Source organism: Flexivirga alba (assembly GCF_042661025.1).
Lineage (GTDB): Bacteria > Actinomycetota > Actinomycetes > Actinomycetales > Dermatophilaceae > Flexivirga > Flexivirga alba.
This window is the reverse complement of record NZ_JBHSWH010000001.1, coordinates 3,923,608-3,940,031: the sequence shown is the minus strand read 5'-3', so window position 1 is coordinate 3,940,031 and position 16,424 is coordinate 3,923,608. Positions and strand designations below refer to the sequence as shown.

Here is a 16,424-nt window from a genome sequence, read left to right as displayed (position 1 = left end):
CGATTGGGTGACCTTCAGCCTGTCTCGCCTGTTGGACCCGTCCGCTGTGGCATCGTTAGTGCGTCACAGCGGGCGGGGGCACAGCGAGTGACCACTGAAAGCGTCGGCAACATCCCGTCTGCCGGCATCCAAACTCGTATGGAGGATCGATGACCGCTGGGCCAGGCGGCGTCAATGAGACGCTGACGGAGGTCGGTCAAGTTCACGGGACCGACGGCGCCAACGCAGTCCTGGGTAAGACGGATCACGGCGACGGGGGCAGGAGAGCAAGTCTCCGGCGCAGATCGCATTCTCGCGGTTGCGCAAGGACCGGATCGCGGTCACCTGCGCGGTCGTCATCGTGCTCTTCTTGCTGATGGGCATTTTCGCTCCACTCATCACCGGCATCGAGGGCCAGTCGCCGACCGCTCCGAACTACAACCTCATCGGCAACGACAACCTGCCGACCTTCTACGCCAACAGCTCGCACTGGCTGGGCCTGACTTCGAACTCCGGGTACGACGTGTTCGCCCGGTTCGTCTACGGCATCCGGCCGTCGTTCCTCATCGCCCTCACCGTCACGGTCGTCACGACGATCATCGGTGTGGTGCTCGGTCTGGCGGCCGGCTTCTTCGGCGGCTGGATCGACCGCGTCATCGGCTGGTTCGTCGACTTCACCCTGTCGTTGCCGTTCCTGCTCTTCGCCATCGCGCTCGTGCCGATCATGACCTCCTATCTCGTGCCGGGCGGGGAACCCACATCTGGTCAGGTGCAGAAGATCCGTATCTTCGCCGTCTTCATCGCACTCATCGCCTTCGGCTGGGCCGGTTTGTGCCGCCTGATCCGCGGCGAGGTGCTCGCACTGCGGGAGCGGGAGTTCGTGCAAGCCGCGCGATCCATCGGCGCACCGACCAAGCGAATCCTCTTCAAGGAGATGCTGCCCAACCTGACCAGTGTGATCCTGGTGGCGTTCACCACCGCACTGCCGGCCTGGATCGGCGCGGAGGCCGGACTGTCCTACCTCGGAGTCGGCATCAGCCTGCCCACGGCGGACTGGGGCCTGGACATCGCACAGGGGCAGCAGCAGATGCAGGCTTTCCCGTTGCCGATGCTGGTCCCGCTCGCCGGACTACTGGTCCTCGTTCTCTGCCTCAGCTTGCTAGGTGATGCCGTGTCGGACGCCTTCAACCCGAACACGCGGCGCTGACCCCAGCTTCGGCAACCAGAACACCACAGACTCTTTCCGGGCTGTGCCGGGAAGTAACACAAAGGGAGAATCACAAATGCGCTGGACTAAATTGGTCGCGCTGTCGGCCGCCGGTGTCACCGCGGTCTCGCTGGCTGCGTGCAGCAGCGGCGGCCCGTCGGGCAGTGGCGGCAGCGGTTCTGGCAGCGGCAGCAACAACAACTCTGCCGCCGCCCAGCAGACTGACGCCGCTCAGGCGGTCACGAACCCGAACCTGAAGGGACCTGCTCCGGCGGTTGCGGGTGCCAAGAAGGGCGGGACGCTCTACATCGACGACTCGTCCAACCCGCCCACCATGGACCCGGCCGGCATCTACTACGTGGACTCGAACGCGTTCGCGACGCAGTACATGTACCGCACCCTGACGCAGTACCAGATCGTCAAGGGCAAGCCGGTCCTGGTGCCCGACCTCGCCGAGAATGTCGGCGTACCGTCGGCTGACGGGCTGACCTGGAAGTTCAAGATCAAGCCGGGCCTGAAGTACTCCGACGGCTCGCCGGTCAAGATCGAAGACTTCGTCTACGGCATGGAGCGTTCCTTCGCCAAGGAGAGCGTCGCCCTCAACGGCACCGACTACCAGCGCCAGTACCTCGTCGACGGCAAGACCTACCTGGGTCCCTACAAGCAGCCCAACGCCAACTTCAAGGGTGTGACCACCGAGGGTGGCGACACGCTGGTCTTCCACCTGGTCACCAAGGTTCCCTCGTTCAATTACTTCGCCTCGTTCCCGGAGTTCACCCCGGTGCCCAAGGCCAAGGACACCAAGGGCGACTACCAGAAGCACCCGCTGACCACCGGCCCCTACAAGGTCGACTCCTACAACATCGGTTCGAAGCTGCTGTTGTCGCGCAACGCCAACTGGGACGCTAGTTCTGACCCGGTGCGCCACGCCTACCCGGACAAGATCCAGATCAACCTGGCGATCACCGACCTGGCCTCCCAGCAGCGCGTGCTGGCCAACAGTGGCGCCGGCGCCAACACGGTCAACATCGGTGCGATCGACGCGTCGCTCGCATCGAAGGTGACCGGCGCGCAGAAGAACCAGTTCGCGATCGGCCCGTCGTCGTGTGAGTACTACGTCAACATGAATGTCAACAAGATCCCGTTGAACATTCGTAAGGCGATCGGCTACGCCTACCCCTGGGACCAGATCCGCAAGGCCAGTGGTCTGTCGACGCTGAACTACCAGCCGGCGACCACCTACGCGGCGCCCAGCCTGCAGGGCTACAAGAAGTACCCGGCATTGCCGTACGCGACCGGTCAGGGCACGGGTGACCCGGCCAAGGCCAAGGCCATCCTGCAGGCCGCGAACAAGCTCGGCTTCGAGCTGTCCTACTACTACACGGGTGACAACCCGCAGTCGGTCGCGGCCAACACGGCTCGCAAGGCCGGTCTGGTGGCGGCCGGCTTCAAGGTCAAGGACATCCCGATCCCGAAGGCCGAGCGCACCAAGAAGATCGCGGACCCCAAGGCCCCGGTCAACATGCTGCAGGGCACGCCGGGCTGGTGTTACGACTGGCCGACCGGTGACTCGGTCTACCCGGTCCTGTTCAGTGGTGAGGGCATCCCGGACGGCACCACTGTCGGGCAGTTCAAGAACGCCGCGGTCAACGCCGAGATGGACAAGATCGGCAAGATGGACCCGACCAAGGCGGCACCCGAGTGGGCCAAGCTGGACCAGGAGATCATGACCAAGTACGTCCCTGGCCTGCCGGACAACTACTCGATGAACACCGCGACATTCGGTAAGAACGTCAAGAATGTCGGGCTCAACCCGATCATCAGCATGCCGAGCCTGTCCCAGCTCTGGGTCAGCAACTGACGTCGGTAGTCATATCCCATCGGTGACCGGGGCGTGGAGAGTGCTCCTCTTCCGCTCCGGTCACCAGCGGGTCATCATCTTCTAGGAGCCACTACGTGATCGTCTACATCGCCCGAAGGTTGCTACTCGCGATCTCGGTGCTGTTCGCGACAATCGTGCTGACCTTCGGCCTGTTCTTCACCGGACCGGCCAAGGACGGCGTCGCGTACCAGATCTGCGGGACCAAGTGCACCAACCAGCGGGTGCACGACATCAACCACGGGCTCGGCTTGGACAAGCCGGTTGTCGATCAGTTCGGGACCTACGTGAAGGGCCTGGTCGTCGGACGCGACATCACCAACGACGGTGAAGTCACCGGCCATTGCTCCGCACCGTGCCTCGGCTGGTCCTATGTGCAGAGTCAATCGGTGACCGACCAGGTCAAACAGGTCATGCCGGTCACCTTCACGATCGTCTTCGGCGGCATGGTGATCTTTGTTCCGCTCGGGCTGCTGCTCGGCGTGGTCTGCGGACGCAACCGAGGCTCACCCCTGGATCGGGCCTTGGTGGGAATCTCCCAGGTCATCAGCTCGATGCCTTACTACGCGATCGCGCTGATCCTGAACCTCTACCTCATCTTCACCTGGAACGTGCTGCCGGCCACCGGTTACACGCCGCTCACCCAGAGCCCCGGGACGTGGTTCACCGGGTTCATCGCGATTTGGATCATCTTCGGATTGTTCAACGCCATGACCTACGTGCGATATGTGCGAGCCTTCATGATCAACACTCTGGCAAGCGACTTCGTGCGTACTGCCCGGTCCAAGGGCATCCCGGAACGGGACGTGGTGTGGCGACATGCGTTGCGCGCGACGGTGGCGCCATACCTGACGCTGATCGGTGTGGATGTCGCTCTCCAGTTGTCCGGATCGATCTTCACCGAGCAAGTGTTCAATGTTCGAGGCATCGGCCGGCTCGGGCTCGATGCCATCAGCACCAACGACCTGCCGGTCATTGCCGGAACCGTATTGGTCGGTGCGACATTCATCGTGCTCGGAAACCTGATAGTCGATCTCCTCTACGTTGCCGTCGACCCGACAGTGAAGCTGAAATGACCCAGACAACATCACCGGCCGGCGAGCCGGGCACTCAACGCCGTCCACCCCTGGACCCGAACGCCCCCGTCGTCCTCACCGTCGAGGACCTCAAGGTGCAGTTCCCGACCGAGGAGGGCTTGCTCAGCGCGGTCAACGGCGTGTCCTACGAAGTGAAGGCCGGCCAGACGCTGGCGATCGTCGGCGAGTCCGGCTCGGGCAAGAGCGTGTCGTCAATGGCCGTCATGGGTCTGCACGACCCGAAGCGCAGCCGGATCAGTGGCTCGATCAGGCTGGACGGCCAGGAGCTCGTCGGAGCGTCGCAGTCAGATTTCCGTAAGCTGCGCAGCGAGACGATGGCGATGATCTTCCAGGATCCGCAGTCCTCACTGCACCCCTTCAAGAAGGTCGGCGCTCAGATCGCCGAGGGGTATCTCGCGCATCACAAGGTCTCCAGGTCGGTCGCTGCCAAGCGTGCCGTGGAGATGCTGGATCGCGTCGGGGTCCCCAACCCGGACCGCCGGGCCAAGCAGTACCCCTTCGAGTTCTCCGGCGGTATGCGCCAGCGAGCGATGATCGCCCTCGGCCTGGTCAACGACCCGAAGCTGCTGATCGCGGACGAACCAACGACATCGCTGGACGTCACGGTGCAGGCCCAGATCCTGGATCTGATGAACGACCTGCAGAGCGAGTTCGGTTCGGCGATCATCATGATCACCCACGATCTGGCCGTGGTTGCCGAAGTCGCGGACCACGTGCTGGTGATGTATGCCGGTCGCAGTGTCGAGCACGGCACCGCACAGGACATCCTGGCCAACCCGCGGATGCCCTACACCTGGGGCCTGTTGAGCTCGGTGCCGTCGTTGACCGCAGACGTCGGTTCGGACTTGAAGCCGATCCCCGGCAACCCGCCGAGCCTGCTGCACCTGCCGAACGGTTGTTCGTTCGAGCCCCGGTGTGGGTACTCGGATCGGGTCCCGAACAATCGGTGTGTGACCGAGATGCCCGAATTCCTCGAAGTGCCGGGTGAGCCGGGACGACTCACCCGCTGCCACTTGGCCGACCCCGCCGCGATCTTCGCCGACGAAGTCGCCCCCACGCTGGAGTGATCGATGACTGACAACATTACTGACGCCGACCAAGGCGCAGGCACCGTCGACATCCGCAAGTCCGACGCAGACGCCCAACCCACTGAACCGATCGTGCACGAGTCGAAGCGAGACCGCGAGGTCCTGCTGACGGTCAAGGACCTGGTCAAGCACTTCCCGGTGAAGGAATACACCGGTCTCTTTCCGAAGACGCTGCAGACTCGTGCGGTCGACGGAGTGAGCTTCGACCTGGCCAAGGGCGAAACCCTCGGCCTGGTTGGTGAGTCCGGTTGTGGCAAGACGACCACCGGTCGCCTGGTGACCCGGCTGCTGGAGCCGACCAGCGGCTCGATCGAGTTCCAGGGGCGCGAGATCGCGAACCTGAAGGAGAAGCAGCTGCGGCCGATGCGCCGTGACATCCAGATGATCTTCCAGGACCCCTACGGATCATTGAATCCACGTTTCACGGTCATGAAGATCATCGGGGCGCCGCTGGAGATCCACGGTCTGGTGCCCAAGAACAAGGTCAAGTCGCGGGTCCAGGAGCTTCTCGAGATCGTCGGGCTGAACCCGGAGCACGTCAACCGGTACCCGAACGAATTCTCCGGTGGCCAGCGCCAGCGGATCGGGATCGCTCGCGCGCTGTCCGTGGAGCCGAAGGTCGTGGTCGCCGATGAGCCGGTCTCCGCGCTGGACGTGTCGATCCAGGCGCAGGTCATGAACCTGATGACCCAGCTGCGGCGTGACCTCGGCATCGCCTTCGTCTTCATCGCGCACGACCTCGGCATCGTCCGGCATTTCTGTGACCGGATCGCGGTGATGTACCTCGGCAAGATGGTCGAGGTCGGCGACCGCGAGGACATCTACGAGAAGCCGCAGCATCCCTACACCCAGGCTCTGCTGTCCGCCGCGCCCGACCTCAATGTCGTGCGTGGTGCGGTGCCGAACGAGCGGATCCGCTTGATCGGCGATGTGCCGAGCCCGATCGACCCGCCGAGCGGTTGCCGCTTCCGGACGCGCTGCTGGAAGGCACAGGAGATCTGTGCCGCCGAGGAGCCGCCACTGGAGCCGGCTGCGGACAAGCCGGAGCACACGATCGCGTGCCACTTCCCGGAGGTGAAGTCCAACCTGGTCGCTGACGTCGAAGCGTCCTGATCCGGTTTCTTGTCGATGCCTGGCCCATGACACCACGCGGTGTCATGGGCCAGGCGTCGTCATACCGCCCGTTTCGCTAGGCTAGGCAGCATCCATGGAACGAGGACTGTCATGAGTGTGTCCCTTGGGGACCTGGCCGGGATGATCGCCGCGTTGGCGTTCGTCGTCCTTGTGCTGCGCATGGGGTCTGTTGTGGGCAAGGCCGGCAAGGTGCTCGACGAGACCCGGGCGGGCGTGCGTGAGATCACCGACGAGACGGTGCCGCTGCTGCGCGAAGTCACCGACACGGTGGCGGCGACCAACCAGCAACTTTCCAGGATCGACACCATTTCCTCCAATGTCGCGACGATGACGACCAACGTGAGCGCGCTGACCTCGGTCGCGACGGCGACGGTCGGGCGGCCGCTGATCAAGATCGCCGCATTCTCGTATGGCGTGCGCTCCGCGGTGGACTCGCGGCGGACCAAGCCGCTGAACAAAGTCGGTGACCGGTCATGAAGTGGCTGTTGCCGGTGACGGTGGCTGCGGCCGGGGTCGCGTTCGCGAGCCGGCCGGACACGCGTGAGCAAGTGGCACGTTTCCGAGAAGACGTCCGGAACGGCATGGGTGCCCGGGAGGCGCAGTTGCGCGAGGTGCTGGCGATGGACACGCATCTCACCCTTCCCGGTGAGCGTGTCACCACTGACGCGCGAGCTATCGAGGGCCGGTAAGGCCCCGCTTCCGACCTGCCAGAAAGCACCGATCGACCTGAGGTCTCGATACGGGCTCGCCTAGCGGCTCGCCCTACTCGACCACCTTGGCGCGCTACGTAAAGGAATTGATGATGGAAACCGCGGAGATCCGGCGACGTTGGCTGGACTATTTCGAGCGGAACAAGCACACCGTTGTGCCTTCCGCGCCCCTGATCTATGACGACCCGAACCTGCTGTTCGTGAACGCCGGCATGGTGCCGTTCAAGCCCTACTTCCTGGGCCAGCAGACGCCGCCCTGGGACCGGGCGACCAGCGTGCAGAAGTGCGTGCGGACCGGCGACATCGAGGAGGTCGGAAAGACCTCTCGGCACGGCACGTTCTTCCAGATGAACGGCAACTTCAGTTTCGGCGACTACTTCAAGGAAGGCGCGATCCGTCTCGCGTGGGGACTGATCACCTCCTCCGTCGACGACGGTGGCTACGGGCTGGACGCGGAGCGGATCTGGCCGACGGTCTACACCGACGACGACGAAGCGTTCGCGATCTGGCACGAGCAGATCGGCATACCCGTCGATCGCATCACCCGTCGGGACGCCAACGACAACTACTGGCACATGGGGGTGCCAGGCCCGGGCGGTCCTGCTCGGAGCTCTTCTACGACCGTGGTTCGGAGTATGGCGCGGACGGCGGCCCGGCGGTCGACGAGGACCGCTTCATGGAGTTCTGGAACCTCGTCTTCATGCAGGAGCTGTTGTCGGAGGTCCGGAGCAAGCCGGACTTCGACGTGTCCGGTCCGCTGCCGAAGCGCAACATCGACACCGGCATGGGCCTGGAACGGATGGCAACCCTGCTGCAGGGCAAGGACAACCTCTACGAGATCGACGAGGTCTACCCGGTGCTCGCGCAAGCCGCGCAGATGACCGGCAAGGTCTACGGCGCGCACTCCGGCCACGCCGCGACGTCGAGCCACCCGGACGACATACACCTGCGGGTGGTCGCCGACCATGTGCGGTCCTCGCTGATGCTGATCGGTGACGGTGTCACGCCCGGCAATGAGGGCCGCGGCTACGTGCTGCGCCGGATGCTGCGGCGCGCGGTCCGTGCCATGCGACTGCTCGGTTACCGCGACAAGGTGCTGCCGCAGCTGCTGCCGATCAGCCTGGACCGGATGAAGGCGTCATACCCGGAGCTGGAGGCCGACTTCGGCCGGATCAGCCAGATCGCGTATGGCGAGGAAGATGCCTTCCGGCGCACCCTCGACCAGGGCACAACGATCCTGGACACCGCGGTGACAAAGGCCAAGCAGTCGTCCGCCGCCCTGGGCGGCAGCAGCACCCCGACGTTGCCCGGCTCGGAGGCCTTCGCGCTGCACGACACTTATGGTTTCCCGATCGACCTGACTCTCGAGATGGCGGCGGAGCAGGGCGTCCAGGTGGACCGTGACGGCTTCACCCGGCTGATGACCCAGCAGCGCGAGCGTGCGAAGGCGGACGCGAAGTCGAAGAAGGCCGGTCACGCGCACACTGAGGTCTGGAAAGAACTGCGCGCGCTCGGAGCGACCGATTGGCAGGCGTACCAAGCACTTTCGACCGAAGGCAAGGTCGTTGGCCTGGTGTCGGACGGTGCTCGTGTCGAGGGGCTCGAGCAGGGCGCGACTGGCCAGGTCGTGCTCGACCGCACGTCCTTCTACGCCGAGTCCGGTGGACAGATCGCCGACGAAGGCGTCATCACGACACCGACCGGCCAGCTGCGAGTGCTCGACGTGCAGCGTCCGGTCAAGGGCCTCGTGGTGCACACCGTCGAGGTCGCGTCCGGTGAGGTGAAGGTCGGCGAGCAGGTCGAGGCGCAAGTCGATCCCGACTGGCGCATCTCGGCGTGCCAGGCGCACTCCGGCACGCACGTTGTGCATGCGGCGCTACGGCAGGTGCTCGGCCCGTCGGCGCTGCAGAGCGGCTCCTACAACAAGCCCGGCTACCTGCGGCTCGACTTCGCGTGGAGCAGTGCGTTGTCACCGGAGACGCGGTCGGAGATCGAGGAGGTCGCCAACCTGGCGGTCCGCCAGGACCTGCCGGTCTCTTCGCAGTACATGACACTGCCCGAAGCGCGCGAATGGGGCGCTCTCGCGCTCTTCGGTGAGACGTATGACGAGCAAGTTCGTGTCATCGAGATCGGTGGCCCCTGGTCACGTGAGCTCTGCGGTGGCACCCACGTGGCGCACTCCTCGCAGGTGGGCGCCCTGACACTGACCGGCGAGTCGTCGGTGGGTTCGGGCGTGCGCCGTGTCGAGGCGTTCGTCGGCATGGATGCGTTGCGCTACCTGGCCAAGGAACGCGCGATCGTCGCGGAGCTCGGCCGGTTGGTGAAGGCTCAGCCCGGTGAGTTGCGCGAGCGTGTGGAGGAGTTGTTGACCCGGGTCAAGAACGCCGAGCGGGAGATCTCGACGCTGCGCCAGCAACAGCTGCAGGCGCAGGCTGGCGAGTTGCTGACCGGCGCGTCCGATATCGGGGAGTCCGCGTGCTCACCCACGACGGTGGCGAGCTCGGTGCGGACGAAGTGCGCTCACTGGTGACCGGTCTGCGTGGTCGGCTCGGCGACGAGACACCGAGCGTGGTGGCCGTGACGGGTTCGGCGAAGGGCCGACCGCTGATCGTCGTGGCGACGAACGCTCGGGCACGGGACCGCGGCATCAAGGCGGGCGACCTGGTGCGCACCGCTGCTGGCGTACTCGGTGGCGGCGGTGGCGGCAAGTCGGACCTCGCACAGGGCGGCGGCACCGACGCCTCGGCGGTCGGCGCCGCGCTCGAGGCGGTCGAGGGCCAGTTGCAGACGCTCACCGGGGTCCAGTGAGGCCAGGCGTACGGATCGGCGTCGACGTGGGCAGTGTCCGCGTCGGCGTCGCCGTGTGCGATCCGGACGGCGTCCTGGCGACACCGTGGGGAACCCTGCGGCGTGCGGGTGACGAATCCGACATACAGGAGGTGGCCGACCTGGCCGCCGAACGTGGTGCGGCCGAGGTCGTTGTCGGCCTGCCGTTGTCCCTGGACGGGACCGAGCGGGCCGCCGCGGAAGCAGCGCGCGGTTGGGCGAAAACGTTGCGCCGGCGCGCGCCGAACCTCGTCGTCCGCCTGGTCGATGAGCGTATGACGACGATCGACGCGCACCGCGCGATGCGAGCCAGTGGGCTCAGTGAACGGGGGCGCCGTGACCTGGTCGATCAGCAGGCTGCTGTGCTGATCCTGCAAGTCGCGCTTGACGCGGAGCGTGTTTCCGGCCAACCTGCCGGAATGATCGTTGGGGGACGCAAGCCACGTCATGGGTCCAGGGCTGACACGGAAAGGCGATAGTGACCATTCCTCCAGACGGGACGTCCGCGGGCGAACCCGCCCCGCGCACGCGCCGTGAAGCACGGGACCGCGCGCGTCGGGCGGCCGCTTCGGCTTCTCCCGTGGCACGTCCAGCCAACACCGCACGCGAACGCCGAGCTGCCCCCGCGAAGCCGCGCCCGGACCTGACCCACGAGGACGAGACGACCGAGTTCGTTGCGGCGTCAGCACATCCCTCCTTCGGGGCGCCCGAGAAGTATTTGCCGGAGCCCAGCGGGGGAGAAACGTCGTCGGGTGACGGCGAGTGGACCGGTTTTCACGACTGGGCCAGCGAGGACGATCACGAGCAGCACGGAAGCCACACGTCATACGAGGAGATCCAGCGGCACCGGCGTCGACGGGCGGGCCGCTCCTGCCTCCTGCTGGTCCTGGTGATGTTGCTGGTGGTCGGCGGCGCAGGCTACGCAGTCAGCCGGGTCGGGCGGATCAGCCTGCCGGGCATGAGCCAGAGCAGCCCCGACTATGCCGGCAACGGCACTGGCTCGGTGACGATCGTGGTCAAGGAGGGTGACTCCGGCACCTCGATCGCGCAGACCCTGCTCAAGGCCGGCGTGGTGAAGTCGACGGGCGCTTTCGTCACGGCCGCCGGCGCAAGTCACGACTTCGGCTCGATCCAACCGGGTAGCTACAAGTTGCGACAGAAGATGAGTGCGCAGTCGGCGCTCGCCCTGATGCTGGATCCCAAGAGCTTCTCGAGCACGGGCACCACAATCCCCGAGGGTTTGTGGGCGAGCCAGATCTTCGCGCTGTTGTCCAAGGCGACCGGGGTGCCGCTCGCCGACTACCAGAAGGTGACGGCGGCCTCGATCGGGTTGCCCTCAGCGGCGGACGGGCACCTGGAGGGATACCTCTTCCCGTCGACCTACAACTTCGGCAAGGGCACGACCGCCCAGCAGCAGTTGCGCACGATGGCCACCGAGTGGCGCAAGAAGGTCGCACCGCTGCAGATTCCGGACAGCCAACTGCATCAGGTGATGGTCGAGGCGTCATTGGTGGAAGCCGAGTCCCGGCTGGCCGAGGACGGCCCCAAGGTGGCCCGTGTCATCGTGAACCGCGTGGCTCAAGGTATGCCGCTGCAACTCGATTCGACGATCCACTACGCCGAGAAGCAGCGCGGCACGATCACCACGACCGACCAGCAGCGCGCCAAGAAGGGGCCGTACAACTCCTACCTCAACACCGGACTGCCACCGACTCCGATCAACAACCCCGGGCTCGCGGCCATCAAGGCGGCCCTGCATCCGGCGAGTGGCGGCTGGCTCTACTTCGTCACGGTCGACCCGGAGACCGGCAAGACGCTCTTCGCCGACACCTACCCGGAGCAGCAGAAGAACGAGCAGGTGTTCCACGCGTGGTGCCAGAACCATCCCGGCAAGTGCTGACCCGGCACCGCGCAGCAGTGCTGGGCAAGCCGATCGCTCACTCGATGTCGCCGGTGTTGCACCGGGCGGCATACGAGGCGCGCGGTATGACGGACTGGTCCTACGACATCCGCGAGTGTGATGCGGCCTCGTTGCGTGACCTGGTCAGCGGGCTCGGACCGACCTGGCGTGGGCTGTCCCTGACGAGGCCGCTGAAGGAGGAAGCATTGCTGATCGCCGACTCCGCCAGCGACGTCGCGCTGCGGACCGGTGCTGTCAACACACTGATCCACGTCGGTCGCGGTTGGCACGGCGAGAACACCGACATCATCGGCATCCGCGAGGCACTGCGAGACGCGGGCATCATGGCCGGTGCGGTTCCGCGGGCGGTGGTGATCGGCTCCGGAGCGACCGCACGCTCGGCGCTGGCGGCGCTGGCCGACCTCGAGGTCGCCGAGGTCGTGTTCGTCGTCCGCAAGGACATGCGGGCCTCAACCCTGGCGCAGGCACGTGATCACGGCTTCCGAGTGGTGGTCCTGGGTGAGGCCGAGGGCGCAGCGGCAGTGCTGGAGACCCCACTGGTGATCAGCACGATTCCGGCCGGCACCGCGGACTCTCTTGCCGGCGCGATGGCCGAGCTGGGAGTCGCCGCCGATGCAGCCACAACCGGGCGGGTGCTGCTCGACGTCGTGTATGCCGGCTGGCCGACCGAGCTGGCGGCGACCGCCGCGGCATACGGCGCTCGGATCGTGCCCGGGATCGAGATGCTGATCCACCAGGGCGCGGCGCAGTTCCAGCTGATGACCGGCAGTCCGGCACCGCTTGAGGTCATGCGACGGGCGGGCCGCGCAGCCCTGTTGCGCTGACAGCCTTCTCGCCATACGGCGGCGGCATACAGTCGGCTGCCACTGCATGAAAAGATCAGCGACATGCTTCGTTGGTTGACTGCAGGTGAATCCCACGGGCCCGAGCTCACCGCGGTGATCGACGGCCTCCCCGCCGGTGTCAGCATCAGCGCGGGAGACCTCGCCGACGCCCTGGCCCGGCGCCGGCTCGGTTACGGGCGCGGTGCGCGGATGAAATTCGAGCAGGACAAGGTCTCGTTCACCGGCGGCGTCCGGCACGGCAGCACGCTCGGCTCGCCGATTGCGATCACCATCGAAAACACCGAGTGGCCCAAGTGGCAGGCCGTGATGAGCCCGGAGCCGATCGACGCCGAGGCGCTCGCCGCAGCCGCCGATGTCGGCGCGTCCGGTGAGCTCGCCCGCAACCGCCCGTTGACCCGGCCGCGGCCCGGTCACGCGGACCTGGTCGGTATGCAGAAGTACGGCTTCGACGAAGCGCGCCCGATCCTGGAGCGGGCTTCGGCGCGCGAGACCGCGGCCCGGGTCGCGCTCGGGAGGGTGGCCGCAGCGTTCCTTGAGCAGGCCCTCGGGATCCGGCTGGTCTCGCACACGGTGGCCATCGGCGGCGAAGAGGTCTCCGACGACGCGCCCCTGCCCGGACCGGACGATGTCGCCGCGCTGGATGCCGACCCGGTGCGTTCGCTGGACTCCGACGGTTCGGCCCGCATGGTGGCGGTCATCGACGCGGCCAAGAAGGACGGCGACACGCTCGGCGGGGTCGTCGAGGTGCTCGCGTATGGCGTGCCACCGGGCCTCGGCTCGCACGTGCACGGTGACCGGCGTCTCGATGCGCAACTGGCCGGCGCACTGATGGGGATCCAGGCGATCAAGGGTGTCGAGGTCGGCGACGGGTTCCGCACCGCGGCTCGCCGCGGATCCGCCGCGCACGACGAGATCGTGCGTGAGGACGGCCGGATCCGGCGGGAGACCAACCGGGCCGGCGGCACCGAGGGCGGTATGTCGACCGGCGAGGTGCTGCGGGTGCGCGCCGCGATGAAGCCCATCTCCACGGTGCCGCGTGCGCTGAAGACGGTCGACGTCTCCACCGGCGAGGAGGCCACCGCCATACACCAGCGATCGGATGTGTGCGCCGTGCCGGCCGCGGGCGTCGTCGCGGAGGCGATGGTTGCGCTGGTGTTGGCACAGGTGGCGCTGGAGAAGTTCGGCGGCGACAGCGTGGCCGAGGTGGCGCGCAACCACACGGCGTACCTCGCCGCGATCCCGGAGCTCCTCAAATGACCGCCCCTGCCGTCGTTCTGATCGGCCCGCCCGGAGCGGGCAAGACAACTGTGGGGCGACTGGTCGCCGAGCAACTCGACGTGCCGTTCACGGACACGGACGAACTCATCGAGGCCGAGCAGCAGACCTCCATCTCGGACATCTTCGTCGAGCAGGGCGAGGCGCACTTTCGCGCGCTGGAGACCGACGCGGTGGCTCGCGCCGTAACCGGCGGTGGAGTTGTCGCAGTGGGTGGTGGTGCGCCGATGACGCCGGCGACCGCGCAGCTGCTCGAACCGCTGCCGGTGGCGTTCCTGAGCGTTGCGATCTCGGACGCTGCCGGGCGGATCGGGTTCTCCGGCGCCCGGCCGCTGCTCGCGGTCAACCCGCGTGCGACCTGGACCCGGATGATGGGGGACCGGCGTCCGACATACGAGCGACTGGCGACCTGGGTGGTCGAGACCGGTGGGCGGACCGCTGATGAGGTCGCCGCTGATGTCGTGGCGAAGTTGAGCCAATCATGAGTGACACCAAAGTGATTCGCGTTGGCGATGACTACGACGTGGTCATCGGCCGCGGGGTGCTGAGTGAGGTCGCGTCGCGCGTGCCGGACGGTGCGCAACGCGTGTTGATCGTGCACGCTCCGGTGATGGCCGCCGCCGCGGAGCGGTTGGCGGAGCAGGCCGCCGTGCAAGGGCTGGAGCCCACGAGCGTGGAGTTGCCGGATGCCGAGGCGGCCAAGACGGTCGACGTCGCAGCGCGGTTGTGGGCGGTGCTGGCGGAGGCCGGGTTCACCCGCACCGATGCGGTGATCGCTCTCGGTGGTGGGGCGACGACCGACCTGGGCGGTTTCGTGGCCGCGACCTGGCTGCGCGGTGTGCCGGTCGTGCAGGTGCCCTCGACGGTTCTCGGCATGGTCGATGCGGCCGTGGGCGGCAAGACCGGCATCAACATCGCCGAGGGCAAGAACCTCGTCGGGTCCTTCCACCCGCCGGCCGCCGTTGTCTGCGACCTGGACCTGTTACGGACCCTGCCGCGTGCAGATCTCGTCGCCGGCCTGGCCGAGGTGGTCAAGTGCGGCTTCATCTCCGACCCGCAGATCCTCCGGCTGGCCGCTGACGCGGAGGCCGCGACGGATGTCGACGGTTCCGTCCTGCCGGAGCTGATCGCCCGAGCCGTCCAGGTCAAGGCCGATGTGGTCACCTCCGACCTGCGCGAGGCGGGGCTGCGGGAGATCCTCAACTACGGTCACACCTTCGCGCACGCGGTCGAGCAGGTCTCCGGCTTCAGCTGGCGGCACGGCGATGCCGTGGCCGTCGGGATGATGTATGTCGCAGAGCTCGCCCGCCGGTCCGGTCTGATCGACGAGTTGTTGGTCGAGCAACACCGAGAAGCGTTGCAGCTGTTGGGATTACCCACGTCATACGCGGTGGACGGTGATGTCGATGCCCGGTGGACCGCGCTGCGCGCCGCGATGGGACGCGACAAGAAGACCCGCGGCTCGACGCTGCGGTTCGTGGCCCTGACTGCGGTCGCTGCGCCCACGCGGCTGGCCGGTCCCGACGAGACGCTGCTGCGCGCGGCATACGAAGCGGTGCTGGCCTGATCAATTCGCCGTCGGCTGTGCGGCGTCGCTCGGCACCGCGCCGAGCATGAGCTGGCTGATCTGTGAACGCCACGGCTCGCCGAGCACACCCCACGTCGGCTCGTAGTGGTAGACCTTGCGCAACGGGGTGCCCACCCGCTGGCCGAGGAGCAGCTCGACGTCGTCGGGGTCGATGAGGAGGGTGCGGCACACCGACGGCCTCGCTGACCTTGACCAGGTCGCGGCGCATCGACTGCACGTAGTTCGCGAGCCGGACTGCCTTCGACGTCGGGTCCAACCCGTGTGACAGCCAGGGGTCCTGGGTGGCGACGCCGGTGGGGCAGCGGTCGGTGTGGCATTTCTGCGACTGGATGCAGCCGATCGACAGCATCGCCTCACGGGCCGACTCCGGGCGAAACGCCTGGGCCCGCCCGCGTGGCCCCGCCCAGCAACTTCGCGCTCGGGAGATCGACGTGGTCGCCGGTGTGTGGAGCGGCCGATGGGGGAGTCAGGCTGAAGGTGCGGTGCTTGATGATCGGGTAGCCCTCCTCGTCCTCCACGTTGTTGTCGGTGCCGAATCCGACGTAGTTGTTCTCACCCTTGGCGCTGGCGTAGATCCAGGCACGCTGGTGCCTGCTGAAGGGCCGCTCCTCGTCGTTGGACGCGACGACGTACTGCCGCAGTTCGGGACCGATCGTCTCGATCGCATATCGCGCGTGCCCGATAACTGGATAGTTACGCAGCAGCGAATGGTTCTTCTGCCACAAGTCGTGTGCGGCCAGGCCGGCAGCGGACAGAACGGGGAGAAGCGCGAGCACCTTTGCCTTCATAACGGGAAGACTCCCATAGCCTCAGCTGCACTGACGAGACTTCCCGCCGTGCGCGGACCGGTCAGCCGCGCGCCGTTGCCGGTGCAA

Annotated in this window: 15 protein-coding genes and 2 pseudogenes; 14 read left to right on the top strand and 3 right to left on the bottom strand. The window is 66.6% G+C overall.

Annotated elements, in window-relative coordinates; translation table 11 throughout:
* Positions 1-283: 283 nt before the first annotated feature.
* The 14 genes and pseudogenes from ACFQDH_RS19520 (at position 284) to aroB (ending at position 15,528) form a co-directional block, all read left to right on the top strand.
* Positions 284-1,186 carry an ABC transporter permease gene (locus tag ACFQDH_RS19520; protein WP_382404909.1) on the top strand — a complete coding sequence of 301 codons (903 nt, stop codon included), beginning with the start codon at positions 284-286 and terminating at the stop codon, positions 1,184-1,186.
* 76 nt (positions 1,187-1,262) lie between these two features.
* Positions 1,263-3,047 carry an ABC transporter substrate-binding protein gene (locus tag ACFQDH_RS19515; protein ID WP_382404045.1) on the top strand — a complete coding sequence of 595 codons (1,785 nt, stop codon included), beginning with the start codon at positions 1,263-1,265 and terminating at the stop codon, positions 3,045-3,047.
* 95 nt (positions 3,048-3,142) lie between these two features.
* Entirely contained in the window at positions 3,143-4,141 is a 999-nt protein-coding gene (locus tag ACFQDH_RS19510) for an ABC transporter permease (RefSeq protein WP_382404044.1), read from the top strand.
* On the top strand, positions 4,138-5,229 hold the full coding sequence (locus ACFQDH_RS19505; RefSeq protein ID WP_382404043.1) for an ABC transporter ATP-binding protein: 1,092 nt from the start codon (positions 4,138-4,140) through the stop codon (positions 5,227-5,229). Before ACFQDH_RS19510 ends, ACFQDH_RS19505 begins: the two co-directional genes overlap by 4 nt.
* Positions 5,230-5,232: 3 nt before the next feature.
* Complete coding sequence (locus ACFQDH_RS19500; RefSeq protein ID WP_382404042.1) at positions 5,233-6,363, top strand: ABC transporter ATP-binding protein; 1,131 nt, start codon at positions 5,233-5,235, stop codon at positions 6,361-6,363.
* A gap of 117 nt (positions 6,364-6,480) precedes the next feature.
* Positions 6,481-6,861, top strand: coding sequence for a DUF948 domain-containing protein (locus ACFQDH_RS19495; RefSeq protein ID WP_382404908.1), 381 nt, complete (start codon positions 6,481-6,483; stop codon positions 6,859-6,861).
* Positions 6,858-7,073, top strand: a complete 216-nt coding sequence (locus tag ACFQDH_RS19490; RefSeq protein WP_382404041.1) for a hypothetical protein — start codon at positions 6,858-6,860, stop codon at positions 7,071-7,073. Before ACFQDH_RS19495 ends, ACFQDH_RS19490 begins: the two co-directional genes overlap by 4 nt.
* A 113-nt stretch (positions 7,074-7,186) precedes the next feature.
* Positions 7,187-9,902, top strand: a pseudogene (gene alaS / locus ACFQDH_RS19485) (alanine--tRNA ligase).
* A 26-nt stretch (positions 9,903-9,928) separates the two neighbouring features.
* Entirely contained in the window at positions 9,929-10,399 is a 471-nt protein-coding gene (gene ruvX, locus ACFQDH_RS19480) for a Holliday junction resolvase RuvX (RefSeq protein ID WP_382404040.1), read from the top strand.
* Positions 10,400-10,500: 101 nt separating this feature from the next.
* Positions 10,501-11,820, top strand: a complete 1,320-nt coding sequence (mltG, locus tag ACFQDH_RS19475; protein WP_382404039.1) for an endolytic transglycosylase MltG — start codon at positions 10,501-10,503, stop codon at positions 11,818-11,820.
* Positions 11,790-12,665, top strand: a complete 876-nt coding sequence (locus ACFQDH_RS19470) for a shikimate dehydrogenase (RefSeq protein ID WP_382404038.1) — start codon at positions 11,790-11,792, stop codon at positions 12,663-12,665. The genes mltG and ACFQDH_RS19470 overlap by 31 nt, the downstream gene beginning before the upstream one ends.
* Before the next feature lie 63 nt (positions 12,666-12,728).
* A complete protein-coding gene (gene aroC, locus ACFQDH_RS19465) occupies positions 12,729-13,943 on the top strand; it encodes a chorismate synthase (RefSeq protein ID WP_382404037.1) in 1,215 nt (404 codons plus the stop codon).
* On the top strand, positions 13,940-14,446 hold the full coding sequence (locus ACFQDH_RS19460; RefSeq protein ID WP_382404036.1) for a shikimate kinase: 507 nt from the start codon (positions 13,940-13,942) through the stop codon (positions 14,444-14,446). Before aroC ends, ACFQDH_RS19460 begins: the two co-directional genes overlap by 4 nt.
* The gene (gene aroB, locus ACFQDH_RS19455; RefSeq protein WP_382404035.1) at positions 14,443-15,528 is read left to right on the top strand and encodes a 3-dehydroquinate synthase; all 1,086 of its coding nucleotides are present in this window, start codon (positions 14,443-14,445) and stop codon (positions 15,526-15,528) included. The genes ACFQDH_RS19460 and aroB overlap by 4 nt, the downstream gene beginning before the upstream one ends.
* Here aroB and ACFQDH_RS19450 read toward each other — a convergent pair whose 3' ends face one another.
* The 3 genes and pseudogenes from ACFQDH_RS19450 to ACFQDH_RS19440 form a co-directional block, all read right to left on the bottom strand.
* A complete protein-coding gene (locus ACFQDH_RS19450; RefSeq protein ID WP_382404034.1) occupies positions 15,529-15,720 on the bottom strand; it encodes a hypothetical protein in 192 nt (63 codons plus the stop codon).
* 58 nt (positions 15,721-15,778) lie between these two features.
* Positions 15,779-15,898: pseudogene (locus ACFQDH_RS19445) on the bottom strand (glutamate synthase-related protein); the annotation flags it as partial.
* A 4-nt stretch (positions 15,899-15,902) separates the two neighbouring features.
* The gene (locus ACFQDH_RS19440) at positions 15,903-16,337 is read right to left on the bottom strand and encodes a hypothetical protein (RefSeq protein ID WP_382404033.1); all 435 of its coding nucleotides are present in this window, start codon (positions 16,335-16,337) and stop codon (positions 15,903-15,905) included.
* Positions 16,338-16,424: the final 87 nt, after the last annotated feature.